General features: G+C 55.1%; 15 protein-coding genes. 7 read left to right on the top strand and 8 right to left on the bottom strand.

All coding sequences use genetic code 11. The features are described 5' to 3' along the window. Window positions 1–43 precede the first annotated feature (43 nt). From AAC086_RS16470 to AAC086_RS16445, 6 genes are all read left to right on the top strand, one after another. On the top strand, window positions 44–934 hold the full coding sequence (locus AAC086_RS16470; protein ID WP_339780292.1) for a chorismate mutase: 891 nt from the start codon (window positions 44–46) through the stop codon (window positions 932–934). 37 nt (window positions 935–971) lie between these two features. Then, on the top strand, window positions 972–2,069 hold the full coding sequence (gene hisC, locus AAC086_RS16465) for a histidinol-phosphate transaminase (RefSeq protein ID WP_339780291.1): 1,098 nt from the start codon (window positions 972–974) through the stop codon (window positions 2,067–2,069). A gap of 1 nt (window position 2,070) precedes the next feature. Then, a complete protein-coding gene (locus AAC086_RS16460) occupies window positions 2,071–3,108 on the top strand; it encodes a prephenate/arogenate dehydrogenase family protein (RefSeq protein WP_339780289.1) in 1,038 nt (345 codons plus the stop codon). 114 nt (window positions 3,109–3,222) lie between these two features. Continuing rightward, a complete protein-coding gene (locus tag AAC086_RS16455) occupies window positions 3,223–4,113 on the top strand; it encodes a DMT family transporter (protein WP_339780286.1) in 891 nt (296 codons plus the stop codon). A gap of 58 nt (window positions 4,114–4,171) precedes the next feature. Then, window positions 4,172–4,741: a gamma-glutamylcyclotransferase gene (locus tag AAC086_RS16450; protein ID WP_339780284.1), complete on the top strand. Its 570-nt coding sequence runs from the start codon at window positions 4,172–4,174 to the stop codon at window positions 4,739–4,741. A 74-nt stretch (window positions 4,742–4,815) separates the two neighbouring features. Beyond that, window positions 4,816–5,778 carry a DMT family transporter gene (locus tag AAC086_RS16445; protein ID WP_339780282.1) on the top strand — a complete coding sequence of 321 codons (963 nt, stop codon included), beginning with the start codon at window positions 4,816–4,818 and terminating at the stop codon, window positions 5,776–5,778. A gap of 142 nt (window positions 5,779–5,920) precedes the next feature. Here the strand turns inward: AAC086_RS16445 and AAC086_RS16440 are convergent, their stop codons facing one another. The 4 genes from AAC086_RS16440 to ftsE all read right to left on the bottom strand — a co-directional run bounded on the left by AAC086_RS16440 (window position 5,921) and on the right by ftsE (window position 9,487). Next, the gene (locus AAC086_RS16440) at window positions 5,921–6,730 is read right to left on the bottom strand and encodes a lysophospholipid acyltransferase family protein (protein WP_339780280.1); all 810 of its coding nucleotides are present in this window, start codon (window positions 6,728–6,730) and stop codon (window positions 5,921–5,923) included. Between the two features lie 113 nt (window positions 6,731–6,843). Beyond that, the gene (locus AAC086_RS16435; protein ID WP_339780279.1) at window positions 6,844–7,680 is read right to left on the bottom strand and encodes a YdcF family protein; all 837 of its coding nucleotides are present in this window, start codon (window positions 7,678–7,680) and stop codon (window positions 6,844–6,846) included. A gap of 191 nt (window positions 7,681–7,871) precedes the next feature. Beyond that, the gene (locus AAC086_RS16430) at window positions 7,872–8,774 is read right to left on the bottom strand and encodes an FtsX-like permease family protein (RefSeq protein ID WP_339780277.1); all 903 of its coding nucleotides are present in this window, start codon (window positions 8,772–8,774) and stop codon (window positions 7,872–7,874) included. Window positions 8,775–8,803: 29 nt separating this feature from the next. Beyond that, window positions 8,804–9,487 (bottom strand): cell division ATP-binding protein FtsE, encoded by a 684-nt coding sequence (gene ftsE, locus AAC086_RS16425; protein WP_339780275.1) that lies wholly within the window; start codon window positions 9,485–9,487, stop codon window positions 8,804–8,806. A 388-nt stretch (window positions 9,488–9,875) separates the two neighbouring features. Here ftsE and AAC086_RS16420 point away from each other — a divergent pair, with 388 nt between their 5' ends. Continuing rightward, a complete protein-coding gene (locus tag AAC086_RS16420; RefSeq protein ID WP_339780273.1) occupies window positions 9,876–10,730 on the top strand; it encodes a DUF3426 domain-containing protein in 855 nt (284 codons plus the stop codon). 223 nt (window positions 10,731–10,953) lie between these two features. On the opposite strand, the gene AAC086_RS16415 is transcribed toward AAC086_RS16420, so the two are convergent. From AAC086_RS16415 to argH, 4 genes are all read right to left on the bottom strand, one after another. Continuing rightward, complete coding sequence (locus AAC086_RS16415) at window positions 10,954–13,473, bottom strand: DUF4175 family protein (protein WP_339780416.1); 2,520 nt, start codon at window positions 13,471–13,473, stop codon at window positions 10,954–10,956. A gap of 157 nt (window positions 13,474–13,630) precedes the next feature. After that, window positions 13,631–14,896: a diaminopimelate decarboxylase gene (gene lysA, locus AAC086_RS16410; RefSeq protein ID WP_339780272.1), complete on the bottom strand. Its 1,266-nt coding sequence runs from the start codon at window positions 14,894–14,896 to the stop codon at window positions 13,631–13,633. Then, the gene (locus AAC086_RS16405; RefSeq protein ID WP_339780270.1) at window positions 14,893–15,054 is read right to left on the bottom strand and encodes a lipoprotein; all 162 of its coding nucleotides are present in this window, start codon (window positions 15,052–15,054) and stop codon (window positions 14,893–14,895) included. Before AAC086_RS16405 ends, lysA begins: the two co-directional genes overlap by 4 nt. Next, on the bottom strand, window positions 15,054–16,469 hold the full coding sequence (gene argH / locus AAC086_RS16400; protein ID WP_339780268.1) for an argininosuccinate lyase: 1,416 nt from the start codon (window positions 16,467–16,469) through the stop codon (window positions 15,054–15,056). The genes AAC086_RS16405 and argH overlap by 1 nt, the downstream gene beginning before the upstream one ends. Window positions 16,470–16,474: the final 5 nt, after the last annotated feature.

Raw genomic sequence — 16,474 nt, 5'->3', positions numbered from 1 at the left:
GTAGTTCCCTAAAACTGAGCCCCGTTTGGCAAAAGAGTGGATCATGGCGCAAAACGACGAAAATTTGGCAAATCTTGACCTTAATGAGCTGCGGGCTGAAATCGATGACATCGATCAGACGATGCAGGCATTGATCATTCGCCGTACCCGCGTGGTGCAGGCCGTTGGTGCCTTCAAAGACCGGCAGATTGCGGCTGGCAGCAAGGTGCATGTGCCTTACCGCCCGGCGCGGGAAGCCCGCATCATGCGCACCCTGGTGCGCCGCCATGAAGGGGCCTTTCCCAAAACCGCGCTGATTCAGATCTGGCGCGAACTGATCGCGGCGGGCACCCGCCTTGAAGCGCCCTATACCGTGGCCCTGTGCCGCGATGCTGACGGGCAGGATTGCTGGGAACTCGCACGGCTGAATTTTGGCTGCCTGAACGAAATTGTCGAATTTGACAGCCAGCTTGACGCCATTCATGCGCTGGAAGAAGGCCGGGCCGCCGTGGGTGTGTTTCCAGCCCCGGTGCCGGGCGAAGGCCATTCCTGGTGGCCATTGATTGACCGCGACAGCGCGGTCAAGGTGGTTTCAAAGCTGCCCTTTGGCGGGCGTCCGGTTGGTCGGGGCGAAGATACCGAAGGGTTTGTTCTGGCCGCGATTGACCTTGAAGAAAGCGGCGATGACCGCACATTGTTTATGGTAACGCTGGATTTGCCCTGTGACGCGGCTGCCTTGCGCAAAGATTTTGCCAAAGCGTGCCCGGGTTCGGCAATCCTTGGCGTTTTTAGCCCCGATGCGACAAACCATTGTTTTGTCCTTGTTGATGTTCCCGGATTCCTTTGTAATCAGGGCGAAAATTTTCGGCACACCCTTTTGGATCATGGTTTGAAATGTGGTGATGTGCGGGTATTGGGGGCTTATGGTGTCCCGATTCCTGCGACCGAAATGTGAACGAACACACGACCATACCCCCAGGGAGTTTCCTGTTATGACCGCGCCCACCCCCCGTCCCGGTATTCTTGATATTGCCCCTTATGTTGGTGGCAAATCCAGCTCTGCGGGTGCCACTCGCGTGATCAAGTTGTCGTCAAACGAAGGCGCACTTGGCCCCAGCCCCAAGGCGATTGAGGCATTGCAAAAGTCGGCGACCAGGCTGCATCGCTATCCGGATGGTGGCTGTGATCTGTTGCGCACGAAACTGGCGGAAAAATACGATCTGGAATTTGACCAGATTGTCTGTGGTGCCGGGTCTGACGAACTGATCACGCTTTTGATCCGCGCCTATGCCGGGCCGGGCGATGAAGTGCTGTATTCGCAGCACGGCTTTTTGATGTATCCGATTGCGGCCAAGGGTGTCGGGGCCGTGCCGGTAACAGCTGCTGAAACCGACATGACCACCAGTGTTGACTCGATGCTGGCAGCGGTAACCGAAAAAACAAAAATTGTTTTTCTGGCCAACCCGAACAACCCGACCGGAACCTATATTAACAGCAGCGAAGTTGCGCGCCTGCGTGATGGCTTGCGCGAAGATATTTTGCTGGTGATCGATGCGGCCTATGCCGAATTTATGACCGGTCAGGAAGATTATACCGCCGGGGCCGAACTGGTTGCGGCAGGCAGCAATACCGTTATGACCCGGACATTTTCCAAAATTTACGGGCTGGGCGGCATTCGTTTGGGCTGGTGTTATGCGCCGATTGCAATTGCCGATGTTTTGCAGCGTCTGCGCAACCCGTTCAATGTCGGTTTGCCGTCGCAAGAAGCCGGTGCCGCCGCCCTTGATGATGACGAATTTTTCGATGCCTGTGTGCGCCAGAATTTGGAAAACCGGGAATGGTTCCGCGAGGAAATTAACAAAATTTCCGGTCTTAAGGCCCATCCGTCCTATGGCAACTTTGTCATGGTCGAATTCCCCGCAGGCGAAGGCAAAAACGCCGATGCTGCCAACGAATTCATGATGGCCCGTGGCGTGATCCCGCGCAAAATCGGGGCATATGGCTTGCCGCAAATGCTGCGCATTTCCATTGGGACGCGCGAAGAAATGCAGATTTGTCTGCAAACAATCAAAGATTTTATAGCGAATTAAAATGACCAGTTCCGTATCGACGACCCCGCTGTTTGAAAAAGTTGCATTTATTGGCATGGGCCTGATCGGGTCTTCCATGGCACGTCGCATGATCCGCGATGGCCTGGCCGGTTCGATTAGCTGTGCCGTACGTTCCGAAGCCACCCGTGAAAGGGTTTTGGAACTGGGCATTGCCAATTATGCCTATTGTGACATCGAAAGCGCGGTCAAAGATGCGGATCTGGTGATGCTGTGCGTGCCGGTGGGCATTAACGAAACCATCGGCCAACAGCTTGAAGGCCACTTGAAACCGGGCTGTATCGTTTCTGATGTCGGTTCGGTCAAACAGGCGGTTATTCGCGATATTGCCCCGCATCTGGGCGAAGGGGTGCATTTTGTGCCCGGTCATCCGCTGGCCGGGACCGAGCATTCCGGCCCTGATGCGGGTTTTCCCGAATTGTTTGAAGGGCGCTGGTGCATTTTAACACCGATCCCCGGCGTGCCCGACGACGCCAATGCCAGGGTTCAGGCCCTGTGGGAAGCCTGCGGGATGCGGGTGGAATGCATGAATGCCGATCATCATGATCGCATTTTGGGCATAACATCGCATTTGCCGCATTTGATTGCTTACACCATTGTCGGCACGGCAACCGACCTTGAAGACGCCATGCGCCAGGAAGTGATCAAGTTTTCGGCGTCGGGTTTTCGTGATTTTACCCGTATTGCCGCCTCGGACCCGACCATGTGGCGCGATGTGTTTTTAAACAATCGCGAAGCTGTATTAGAGGTTTTAGGCCGTTTTCAGGAAGACCTGATGGCCCTGCAACGCGCCATTCGCTGGGGCGAGGGCGACAAGCTGTTCGATTTGTTTTCGCGCACCCGTGAAATTCGCCGGGGCATTGTTGATGCCGGACAGTATTTTACCAATTTCTCGGCCGAAGGTGAAAATCGGAAATCCGACGAAAGTGCCAAAGCCAAAAAGCTGAAAGCCGACACGGGTTCTGATTGTGTTTCTGGCGCGGACACGGAAGCCGAGCCTACCCCCACCTCTGATGCATAATCTGCCCGATTAAAAGGGATCGGCTTTGACCGGTCCCGGTTTGGGTGCCAATGTCGTTTGGCCGTGTGAAAGACCGTCGCATAAAGAACGGTCCTGCCAGCAAGGAAACCCGCCATGCCCGCCCAAAATATATCAAACCACCCGGCCTTTGCCCGGTTCATGCCGTTTGTGTTTGTCTTTTTGTGGAGCACGGGCTTTGTCGGGGCCAAGTTTGGCCTGCCTTATGCCGAACCGTTCACCTTTTTGCTGATCCGGTTTTTGGTGGTGGTTGCCATTATGCTGCCGGTGGTGTGGCTGCTGCGTGCGCGCTGGCCCAAAACCCTGGCCGAAACCCTGCATATTGCAGTTGCCGGGATGCTGGTGCACGGCATTTATTTAGGCGGGGTGTTTGCCGCCATCCATCATGGCCTGCCTGCCGGGCTTTCAGCCTTGATTGTTGGCATGCAGCCGGTTTTAACCGCATCGGTGGTCGGCGCGTTGCTGGGCGAACGGGTTACATCACGGCAATGGCTGGGGCTGGTTTTAGGGCTGGTCGGTGTCGGGCTGGTGCTGGGGCCAAAAATTGGCGATGGCTCGGGTATTACGGTGGTTGGTGTGGTGCTCGCCCTTGGTGCGCTTTTGGGGATGACGGCAGGCACGCTGTATCAAAAACGGTTTTGCACCGGCATGGATTTGCGCAGCGGCACGGTTATTCAATATATTGCTGCCAGTGCACTGGTAGCAATTGCCGCCTTTTGCTTTGAAACCCGGCATGTCGACTGGACGCTGGATTTTGTACTGGTGATGGTGTGGCTGGTGCTGGTGTTGTCTATCGGGGCCATCATGCTGTTGATGGTGCTGATCAAACAGGGCGAAGCCACGCGTGTTGCCAGCATGTTTTATCTTGTACCGCCCACGGCGGCCTTTTTTGCCTGGATTTTGTTTGATGAACAGATTGGTCTTTTGGGCTTTGCCGGTTTTGGTGTTGCCGCCCTGGGGGTGGCAATGGTGATGTCGAAACGTTAGGGTCAGGACCCGGGTGAAGGCAAGCGCATAAATAACAGGCCCAGGCAGGAGGTTTTGAATGACGGATGATGCAAGCTGCGATGATAAATGGGTGTTTGGCTATGGGTCGCTGTTATGGCGGCCCGGTTTTACCTGCGTGGAACGCGCCCAGGCGCTTTTGCGCGATTATCATCGGTCCTTTTGCATCTATTCGCATCATTACCGGGGCACACCGGAAAACCCGGGGCTGGTTCTGGGCCTGTCGGCCGGGGGCGAATGCCACGGCATGGCCTTTCGCGTCAAACCGGAAAACTGGCCGATGGTCAAAGCCTATCTTGATGAACGCGAACTGGTGACCAATACCTATATTCCGGTTGATATTGATGTGGAACTGGCCGATGGCCGCCATGTTATGGCCCATACCTATGTCGCCGATCCGTCGCACCCGCAATATGCGGGTAACTTGCCGATGCGACAGGCGGCTGAAATTATTACAGCCGCCTATGGTAATGTCGGCCCCAATCTGGAATATCTTGAAAATACCGTTAGCCATCTTGATCAGATGGGCATTGTTGACCCGCCGCTGCATGATTTGATGGATCTGGTGCGCCGGGAATATGGACAATTAAATATGGGGGCCGGGATTTAGGGGCATTACCCGTCCCGCCCTGGCACATAACAAAAGCTGCTTGGCCAAATACGGGCCGGTTCGGGGAGGATTTGATGTCTGAGGCACCGTCAACGACAGGTAAAACACAGGCCGTTCCGGTGATTGCCTATATATTGCTTATTGCCTGCGCGCTGATGTGGGGGTCCAACCATGTGGTGGCGCGCGGGGTTAATGCGTCTGTTCCGCTGGCGGCACTGGCGTTTTGGCGCTGGGTTGTTGCCCTGCTGCTGCTGCTGCCAGTCTGTATGGGCAAGGTGGCACGCGACTGGCCGCTTATTCGTCAGGGGTGGAAACCAATATTTCTGATCGGCACCACCGGGACATTCATGTTCACCATTGCCATTTATTTGGCGGCGTATAACACCACGGCGGTCAATACCGGCCTTTTGAATGCGACAACGCCGATCTGGGTGTTGCTGTTTGCGGCCCTGTTAACCGCCGATAAACCGCGCATGACCCAATGGGTTGGCGTGCTGGTTGCCGGTTTGGGCACCGCTGTTATCATTGCCAAGGGCGACATTAATGTTTTTCTGGAAATGAATTTTGTTTCCGGCGATCTGTTTGCCTTGATTTCGGCGATGATTTGGGCGGCCTATTCGATGCTGCTTAAATATGCGCCGCGTGGCATTCATCCGTTCAGTCTGATTTTTGCCGCCATCGTGGTCGGGTTGCTCTACCTGACGCCGATCTATCTGTGGAGCATTCTGATCAATGGCGACCCGTATTTCACCCGTCTGGACCCCGCCTGGCCCGATATGATCAAAATCGCCTATATCGGTGTCGGACCCGCCTTTTTGGGGTATCTGTTCTGGAATCGCGGCGTGGGCATGGTCGGGGCCGCCAATGCCGGTGTGTTCCTTTATCTGATGCCTGCCTTTGCCAGTGTGCTGGCGATTATTTTTCTGGGTGAAGAACTGCATTTATATCATTTGGGCGGCATCGCCCTGATTGCCGTGGGCATCTGGCGGGCAACCCGTCGTCATGTGTCAAAACCGGCTCCGGCCAAAACCGCCTGATCCAATTTGACCTTGCACATCATGATGCAAAAGGCCGGGCAGAAAATCTGTCCGGCCTTTATATTAAAGGAAACGTGCTTTAAACTGCATTGATCAAAACCGGTCAATGTCGCCTTGGTATTACCGGGGCAATACCAGCCTTTTATGTCGTGCGGTGGCTGTCACCTGCGGAGGGGGCGGCATCATCGGGTTCGCAAATGCCCGGGGTTGGCGGCGGTGCGGGCAGGTCAAATTCGACCTGGGCGATTTTTTCCAGCTCGCGGGTGCGGTTATCGATGCGCGATTTGATTTCGCGCATGAATGTTTTGCGATCCAGGCCTGGTTCCATTGGCGGCAAAAATTCCAGCGTAACCTTGCCACTATATTTCATAAATTTCCCCCGGCCCCAGAACATGCCCGAATTAAGGGCAACCGGAATCATGGTGACATTGGGGAAGGCCCTGTATAGCGCATAAACGCCTGGGTGATAGGGGCGGTCCGACCCCGGGGGGGTGCGGGTTCCTTCGGGGAAAATGACCACGCGTGCGCCCCGTTTCAACCCGGCATCAACCCCTTTGATCATGTCTTTAAGGGCCGATCCTCCGGCAGAACGATCAACCGGGATTTGCCCCGAATATTTTAAAAACAGGCCAAAGACCGGAATTTTGATCAGTTCTTTTTTCAGAATATAGGCGGGATCATGCAGCAGGGTATGAAACGTAAGTGTTTCCCACGCCGACTGGTGTTTGGATACCAGAATGCACGGCCCCTTGGGCAGATACTGGCCGCCCACGATGCGGGGTTCGAGTTTGACCGTAACCTTTAACAGCCACTGGACCCACATGCACCAGAAACGCCCGGTTTTCTGACCAATTTCGGGGCCAAAAAACAAAAAGGGCCACAGCACCAGGCATTCAACGGCGGTGCCGCCAAAAAACAGGATGTTGAAAATCAGGGCACGAATGGTGCGCATCTTTACGTCCTTCAAACCAAATTCATTGCGTGTCGGTCTTTTAGGGGGTTTTGCAGGCAATGTGAAATAAATGCTGTATCGGGGCAAAATGCCCCTGCGACAAAACCCGCCGGTTAACCCCGGTTGGCGTTGGACGCCGCTGCTACAGGCGCGTGACGGGCACTTTGTATGCCGTTACTTGTGGTGGCATTTATACCGTCCGGGGCCGACGACACCGGTTGTTCTGCTAAAGGTGCGCCCATGGGGTTGGCTGCCGATAGCTGGTTATTGTCGGGGTTTTCGTCGGGCACAGGTGGCAGGCTTTCGCGCGTGGATGGAAACCATTTCAGCACTTTGTTGCGAAAAGCTGCGAACAGATATTTGTTATATTCACTGGAAATCAAAGCTGCCGTGCCCGGCCAGCGCCACCAGGTATCGACTTTGACATTTTCGGGAAACACCGGATGGGCGACAATTTCGACATCGGGCATCAGGTTGTGAAATTCCAGCAGCGAGCGCGGCATGTGGTAATTTGCTGTCACAATACGCAGGCTGCGATAGCCTTGTTTATAAACCCAGGTGGCGGTTTCAAGGGCATTGCCCCGGGTGTTTTCGGCCACATGGCCCAAAACAATGCAGCACGCTACCAGATCGGGGTCGGCATGACCGGCACTGAGCAATTCGTCAACCTCGACACCGCGATATACCCCGGAAATAAACAGCTTTTGCGCCAGATGACGGTTCAATAACCGCCGTCCTTCGCTCAGCCGTTCGCTGCCGCCAGTCAGAACAACAATGGCATCGGTTTTCTGATAAGGATTAAGAACATGGTCGGGAATTTGCCCGACATACCAGAAAAAACCGGCACCCCAGGCGAGTACCAGCATGATCAGGGTGGAAATCAGAAATCGCATACGGCGCGACCGGCGACGGTTCTGGACCGAGCGGGGCACAGTTCGGGTTCTCTTCATTCCGGGATGCCTTTTGAGGCGCCGGGGCGCAGCCGCATCTTGGGTCTCCCATTCCATATCGTAAAACGCATCAGGGATGCTTGGTCAATGATGCATACATTACGCACATTCAAGGCGGGGTTGTCTACCGGTGGAACGTGGCAGGGCGGGTAAAGTGTAGGGGATAAAACAACATTAAATCAATGTCGTGGTCATAACATCCGCCGCAATACGTTTAAGACGGTGCGCTTTGCAGTGAGCCAGGCTGCCGTCGATATTGCGACAGGAACAAGCAGCACCAGAATTAAAAACAGCGGTAAATGCAGTGTTGCAGGAATTTGCCAGCCCGCCCGCAAACCCAGATAGCCAATCAAAAGCGAGACCGGCAAGGCGATGGCAATGCCAATCAGGCTGCCAAAAAATGCCAGCCGCATGGTATGGCGCGCAAACTGGCCGGCAATATAGCCATCGGGTGCGCCAATCAGATGCAGCAATTCAATGATCGATTTATGAATGGAAAGCCCGGACCGTGTGGCAAAGAAAACCGACAGAATGGTGGCGGCAAACAGAACGCCAATTAACGTGACCAGCGCCATTTCAACCGATACCGCCACATCACTGATCCGTTCGAGCCAAATACGGTGATCATCAAGGACGGCTTCGGGCGCGGTTTTCGATACCGTGGCTTCGAGCACGCTAAAGTCAAAACCGGAGGATGGTGTAATTTCAATGATACGCGGAATGGGAAGGTCGCTGATCATTTCATTGGGACCGAGCCACGGTTCAAGCAATTCTGCCATTTTATCGGGGCTAAGTTCGGCAATGCGCACAATGCCAGGCTGGCCTGAAACGGCGGCAATAATGGTTTGCACCCGGTCTTCCAGGGCGGCTTCGCGTTCTTTGGGGTCAAGCTGGGACAGGCCGGTGGGCGGTACCTGAATGGTCAGGCTGCCGTCAATCTGGGTGGCCCAGCGACCAACGGTATTATGCAAAAGAGCAAGACCGACAATTGAAAATGTCAGCAGAACCACCATCAGAGCGACAATGCTGGGCAGGAACCTGCTTGACGAGTCGTTTTCAAGCGGCAAATGCGAGGGACGGGAACGGAATGCCATAATGCCTGGGTTTTTCCTGCTTTTTGTCGTTATGCCTGGGGGCGATGGTCAAGGTCGTGAATGGTGCCACCTTCGAGCAACCAGTGCTTGTGCCCGAACCGGCGGATCAGGTGGCGGTTATGGGTGGCAATCAACACCGTGGTGCCCAGTTTGTTCAATTCTTCGAACAGGTATAAAAGGCGCATCGCAATGCGGTCATCGACATTGCCGGTCGGTTCATCGGCCAACAATAAGGCCGGGCGGCTGATCACGGCGCGCGCAATGGCCACGCGTTGCTGTTGCCCGCCCGAAAGCCGCGATGGAATCGCATTAATCTGATCGCCAAGCCCAACCCATTCAAGCAATTCCGTGACATTTTTGCGGATTTGCAGATCTTCAACCCCGGCGACGCGCAGGGGCAACGCCACATTTTCAAAGGTCGATAAATGGTTGATCAGGCGAAAATCCTGAAACACCACGCCGATTTTACGGCGGATCGCGGGCAATTCGTCACGCGGGATGCGAATGTTATCGCGCCCGAAAATGCTGATTTCCCCGCGCGTTTGCCGCAATGCCAGATAAAGCAGGCGCATCAGGGTTGATTTACCAGCCCCCGACGCCCCGGTTAAAAAATGAAAGCTGCCGCGTTTGAGCGAGAAATTCAGTTCACGCAGAACTTCCGGTCCCGATTCATAGCGGACCCCGACATTGCGAAAACTGACGACATCGTTCACCTGCGTCCTCCTGACTGCGTTTAAGCGCCGTGTGGCCGGGTTGTGGCACGACCTGCCATCAAATAATGCCACAGACCGGCTTATACCCGAAAATGCCTTAAAAATGCATGGATATGCAAAACAGGCGGCACGGGTGCCAGCCATACCCCTGTTTTATCAAAAAAAATTATCAATCAAGGGTGTGTTTTGTCGCTCTGGTGTGTGATCCTGCACGCAGTTTATGGCCTGCTTTGCTCAGCTTCTGTTATCTTTGCTTAACAGTCTGTTAAATCGGCGCTATTTACATATAGTATAAGGCGGTGAAAAGCGGGGGGTGTCCGTCGACCGTTTTTCCTGTATCCACCAGGTTCGGAATTCTAGCTGCTGACAGCTTTATGCCAGGTTTGCAATGATCATAACTTGCCCAGACTGTTCTAAAAAATATTCTGTAAAGGCCGAGTCAATCGGACCGAAAGGCAGAACTGTACGCTGCAAAAATTGCGGTAACAGCTGGCACCAGGACCCTCCGGGGGTGAAACCTGCTGCGCCATCTGCTCCTGCACCTGCGCCTGCGCCAGCATCATCGCCTGCGGGGGACGATGACATGTCACCACCGCCCTTTGCCCAGGATGCGGCATCGGGCGCGGTTTTTGGCGCAGATCAGTATGACGGCGATGTTGATGCCGGCTTTGAAGGGGCTGATCGCATTCCTGATCCGCCGCCTTTCCCGCGTCAGCTCAGCCGAAATGACGATCCGTCGCCAAAATCGAAAAAGGGTATTTTCGGCTGGATTCTGTTTTTGCTGATTGTTGCCGGGATTTGTGCCGGGGCCTATTTTGCCAAAGATACGCTGATTAATGCGTGGCCGCCGATTGCCAAGGTCTATGACATGGTCGGGCTTGATGTCCCCCATGTTGGCGAAGGCCTTGATATTAAGGAAATGCCGCCAACCCGCGAAGAAGAAGACGGGGTTGATGTTTTGGTGGTGCGTGCCGAAATCGTCAATATCAGCAAAGTGGACCGGCCTTTGCCCTATTTGCTGATTGAACTGCTTGATCCGCTTGACCGGGTGGTTCAGCGCAAAAAAGTGGCGCTGGTTTATGATCAGAAGGCCGCCCAGACCGAACCGGGTATGCCGATTGCACAACAGATTTTGCCGGTTGGCAAAACCCTGAATGTGGAAACCAAAATTCGCAAGCCGAACCCGACGGCGACCCGCCTTCAGGTAACGTTCCTTGACCCGCGTGAAGCCCTTGAACCCTAAGATCAATTAATGGCGAACTGATTTGTTTTGAAACGGGCGGGCAACGGGTCCGCCCGTTTTGTTTTGCCCGGTGGTATCGCGTTTCGGCGGATGATATCAATTGGCGGTGAGCAACACCGGTTCACGACACCGGGCAACGACACTCTGCCCGAGGCCGGGGTTTGCACAAGCCTGTTGCGCTTTAAGTTGGTTTTTTTGGGGCGAAATCGCTGGTGAACCTGATCTAAAATCGTTTCAGCAATCGGTCGATATAATCATGTTCGATCACCGGGCGTTCGGGGTCGCTCGAACGGCGGCGCAATTCCTGCAATATCTGCCATGTTTTGTTCAGGGTATCGGCATTGGGAATATGGGTGCCGTTATCGCCATCTACCGGGCGCCCCAGCGGGTCGCGCTGACCGGGTTGCCCCAGTTCGTCGAACATCGGTGCCATTTTGCTGAGGCTTTCCAGGGTCTGACCCAACGTGCCAATGCCGTCGCGCAGGCTTTGCAGGGCGTTTTGCTGTTCTTGCAGGGCTTCGTGCTGGCGGCCGTGGCTCAGGGCATCGGCGGCACGTTTCATGGCGTCGATGGCATCTTTCAGGCCGCTATCCTCGCCAAACCGGTCAAAACTTTTATTGGTGGTCAGGGAACTGGCATCGTCCGACAGGTTTTGCTGGGTCTGGGCGCGGTTCTGGCTGCTGGGACCGTCAGTGCTGCGACTGTCGCCCTGATCCATCAGTTCCTGTTGTCGCCGGGCAAGGTCGCGCATACCGTCAAGCATCTGGCGCAACGGACGGGCCATTCCCTGCCCTTTGCCATCGGTGGTGACTTGCATGTTTTCAACCAGCTGGCGCAGTTTGTCGATCAGGTTGCGGGCTTCGTTCCGCGCGCCAGATCGCATCAGGGCGGCGATCTGGTCAATCACGCGCGACAGGTCCTGTTGTTCGATCATCTTGCCTTGTGGGGCATTTTTTGCGGCATCCGGTGCGTCTTTTTGGGCAAGTGCCGACATATATTCGTTAAGTGCCTGGCGGTAACGCTCGATCAGGTCGGAAATTTCCTGTTCGCTGATGTCGGGGTTCGACAGGGCATCTAGCAGTTCGTCTTCGGCGTCCATCAGGTTGCGTTCCGCCAGCCCATAATGGCCCCGTTCAATTTCTTCGGCGATGTGCCACAACAGATCGCCAACATTCTGATGCCAGGCAATATCACCAAGATGCCCCGACAGCCGGGCGGTTGCCACCGACAGGCCCAAAAACACCCCGATATCGCCGCCATAGGCCTGCGGCGCATTCAAGACCGGATACAGATTATCGCGCAGTTCGCGCGCCCGTGTGGGGTAACGCAGCAAAGATTTGCGAATATCAATCAGCTTGCGGGCCACCGGATGGGTAAATTCACGTTCGGGCAACACCAGTGACTGAATATCGCTTTGGGCTGTCTGATTGAAATTATCGGTCGCCACCAGTTGCAAATTAACCGGCAACCCGGCCCATGAGTGGGCCACCATATTTAAAAAATACGGTCCATGCAGGTTGGTGGTACTCGGGTCGGCATCGTCCTTGCCGGTTTGTTCGCCGGGTTGGGCGCTGGTCTGGTTTGCCGGAGTCGGGTTTGTTGTGTCGGTCGCACCGGACAGATTAATCACAATGGCGTCTGTTTTACCGTAAATAGCAGCGGGCGTTGCTTCCAGCCGGGGGCGTATCACAAGGTCTAGCGTGCGAATGCCGTAATCGTCACTGGCGATGTAATCAAGACGCACATGGTCACGCCTGGTGGCGGTTGGCGGGGCGATAAATGCCAGAACCGGCGGTGTGTCGGGAACGATATCAACCTGCAAGGTAAGGCGGCTGGTGCCCCAAACGGTGATGTTCCATTCGCCCGGCTGGTCGAGAAGCGTGGACAGGGCATAAGTGTTGTTGTCGCTGTTTTCAAGCGGGCGGTTCCGGCCATCCGGGGCGATCAGGGTCGGTTCCCAGGCGCTGTTAATGCTGCCTGCCAGAATTGTGCCTGCGGGGATGCGCAAATGCACCGTGTGGGCAGTGTCTTTTGCGCTTCTATCGTCGCGCGGCGGGGGGCTGCCCGGGCTGTTTTGGTCATTTGTCACGAAATAGGAAATTTTGCCGTCGCGTTCGGGGGTGATTACGCGGGGGATTTTGCCCGTATAGGCGGGTGGGGTAACCCATAAACTGGTGGAAAAGGCCGCAGAACCCAGTCGGCTTAACGGGTCAAAGGCGGTGGCAAGGCGGTCGCCATATTTGCCCTGCCCGGCCAGAATGCCAATAAACAGCAGCAATACCGGAATAACCGCCAGCCCGAACGGGTCGTGCTTTGCCAGCACGGGCCGGGGGCGCGGCAGGCGCAGATCGCCAAGTTGCGTTTCGTTATTCTGTAACTGGCGCTGCCATAAAAACGATGTCAGCGGGTCATCCGATGCCGTGATGCCATCGATCTGACTTTGGATCGGGGTGTGACGCAGGCTGTTTTCGGCCTCTATTCGGGCCATGACCTGTATGTTGGAGGGCGATTTTAACGCGATGCAGGCAAAAAATCCGCACACACCCAACCCGACAAAAGCCAGTGCCAGAATAGCAATATGCACAATAGCGGGTAATTGGCCGAGAATACCGGTCAGGGCCAGGCCGAGCGTTGTGGCAATAATCGATAAAACCGGTATCAGGCGCGGCCATACCCGTTCCCACATCAAAATCTGACGGGCGATTTTTAACCGACGTTCCAGCCGGGCGGATGTGACCATCATATTCACGCAAGCGGCCCTGTGGTGGATCATAAACCCAGTTTGGACGCCCAATACTTAAGGTCAAGCAAAGACCGCGTGATCTGTCGTAAAAAAGGGCCGCGTGTGCGACCCTTTATCTATAGCGGCGTATCTGACAAATGCAGGCAGGATGGTAAAATCAGTCCAGCCAGCCCGGAATTTTATCAAGCGCAATCAGATCGTCAATCGACTGGCGTTCGCGAATAATGGCGAATTCATCGCCGCTTACCAGAACTTCCGGTGTCAGGGCACGGGTATTATAGGTCGATGACATCACCGCGCCATAGGCCCCGGCAGAGCAAATCGCGACAAGATCACCCGGTTGCAGATGATCGGGCAGTTCACGGTCTTTGCCAAAGGTATCGCCGGTTTCGCAAACGGGGCCAACCACATCCATCCGCGCCATCTTGTCATCCGTGCCGGGTTCTTTAACGGCAATGATTTCGTGATAGGCGTTATATAATGTCGGGCGGATCAAATCGTTCATCGCGGCATCAAGGATGGCAAAACGTTTGGCTTCGCCGTCTTTGATATACATAACGCGCGAGACCAGAATACCGGCATTGCCGACAATCAAACGGCCCGGTTCCAGGGTGATGTGGCAGCCAAGATGCCCCACCGTTTCGCGCACCATCTGGCCATAAGCCGCAGGCAGGGGGGGTGTTTCGCCCTGATAGGCAATGCCAAGACCGCCGCCAAGATCCAGGTTTTTAATCTCGATGCCATGCGTGCGCAATTCTTCGACCATGCTTGCCAGACGGGTGAAGGCCTCGCGGAACGGGGTCAGGTCGGTTAACTGCGATCCGATATGCATGGCGATACCGGTAATTTCGATGCCATCCATTTTGACAGCATCGCGGTAAACCTCAATCGCGCGGGTCCAGTCGATGCCGAATTTGTTTTCGGCCTTGCCGGTGGCGATTTTTTCGTGGGTTCTGGCATCGACATGCGGGTTGATGCGCAACGCAATACGGGCTTTTTTGCCCATATCCAGTGCAACACGGTTCAACTCGACCAGTTCAGGGATCGATTCGACATTGATTTGCGCAATGTCGGCATCCAGTGCTTCGCGCATTTCGGCATCGGCCTTGCCCACGCCCGAAAAAATCACCTTTGACGGGGCAATACCGGCGCGAAGGGCGCGGCGCATTTCCCCAACCGAAACCACATCGGCCCCGGCCCCCAATTTGGCAAGGGTCTTGATGACAGCCTGATTTGAATTGGCCTTTAGCGCATAGCACACCGTGGCATCCAGCCCGTCAAACGCGCTGGCATACACCTTGTAGTGGCGTTCCAGGGTTGCGGTCGAATAGCAGTAAAACGGGGTGCCGACTTTTTTTGCCAGTTCCGGGATCGCAACGCTTTCGGCGTTTAAAACGCCATTGATATATTCAAAGTGGTTCATTGGCTGGGGTAGCTCCGGGGATAATCTTTACCAGCTTCCGTTGGCGGTTCAAGCGGGCCTTTTTTGCCACAGGCAGCTACCGACAGGCCCATGGTGATGGCAAGGGCCATCATCAGCGCACGTGCGCCAAGGCGCGAAAAACGTGTTGTTTTATGCATTATTTCAAAAACCTTTCCTTGGCACTGGCAACGGCTTCGCGCACCCGTTCCGGGGCGGTGCCACCAAAACTTTTGCGGGCCGCAACCGACGCATCCACGGTCAGTACTTTAAACACAGCATCGGTAATTTTCGGTTCGATTTTCTGCAAGTCAGCCAACGGCAACTGGTCAAGATCGCAGCCCCGGGTTTCGGCCAGTTTAACGGTGGCCCCAACCACATGGTGCGCATCGCGAAACGGCATACCCAGTTCGGACACCAGCCAGTCGGCAAGGTCGGTTGCCGTGATGTAACCGGCCCCGGCGGCCTTGCGCATATTATCGGCAAAAACCTTCATGTCGGCAACCATGCCGGTCATGGCAGCAACGCACAGACCCAAATGGTCATGGGCGAAAAATACCGGTTCCTTGTCTTCCTGCATGTCCTTGGAATAAGCCAGCGGCAAGCCCTTCATCGACAGCATCAGCGAATTATAACACCCGACAATCCGACCGATTTTGGAGCGGATCAGTTCCGCTGCATCGGGGTTGCGCTTTTGCGGCATGATCGATGACCCGGTGGAAAACTTATCGGACATGCCAATAAATTTGAACTGGGCCGAACACCAGATCACCATTTCCTCGGCCAGGCGCGACAAATGCATGGCGGTGATCGAGGCCGCGTTAAGATATTCCAGCGCAAAATCGCGGTCCGACACGGCATCAAGCGAATTGGCCGCCGGGCGGTCAAACCCCATCGTTGCCGATGTCAGGTGCCGGTCAATCGGGTAGGGGGTACCGGCAAGGGCTGCAGACCCTAGCGGGTTTTCGTTCATGCGAACCTTGCAATCCGCCACACGCGAGCGGTCACGGCCAAACATCTCAACATAGGCCAGCATATGATGGCCAAATGTCACCGGCTGGGCAGCCTGCAAATGGGTAAAGCCCGGCATGACGGTATCAATGTTCTTTTCCGCCTGGCCGATCAGGGCTTCTTGCAGCCCGGCAAGACCGACTTCAAGATCATTCAAGGCAACATCGCGCACCCACAATTTAAAATCGGTGGCAACCTGATCATTGCGTGACCGGCCGGTATGCAGGCGACCAGCTGCCGGGCCGATCAGTTCACGCAGGCGGCTTTCGACATTCATGTGAATATCTTCAAGGGCGGTTGAAAAGGTAAACTGGCCGCTCTCGATTTCTTGAAGAATGAGGCCTAGACCTTCGATGATTTTCTCGCCATCCTCAGCCGGAATAATGTTTTGTTTGACCAGCATGGCACAATGGGCCTTTGATCCCTGGATGTCCTGGGCATAAAGGCGTTTATCGAACCCGATCGAGGCATTGATTTCTTCCATGATTGCGGAAGGGCCTGCTTCAAAGCGACCGCCCCACAAGGCGTTGGCGTTTTTTGGGTCGGCAGAGGTCTGGTCGGTCATGTTGT

Origin of the sequence: uncultured Thalassospira sp., assembly GCF_963976115.1 — a bacterium.
GTDB lineage: Bacteria > Pseudomonadota > Alphaproteobacteria > Rhodospirillales > Thalassospiraceae > Thalassospira.
Note: the sequence above shows the minus strand (reverse complement) of the source record. Positions and strands in the feature narration are given on the sequence as shown.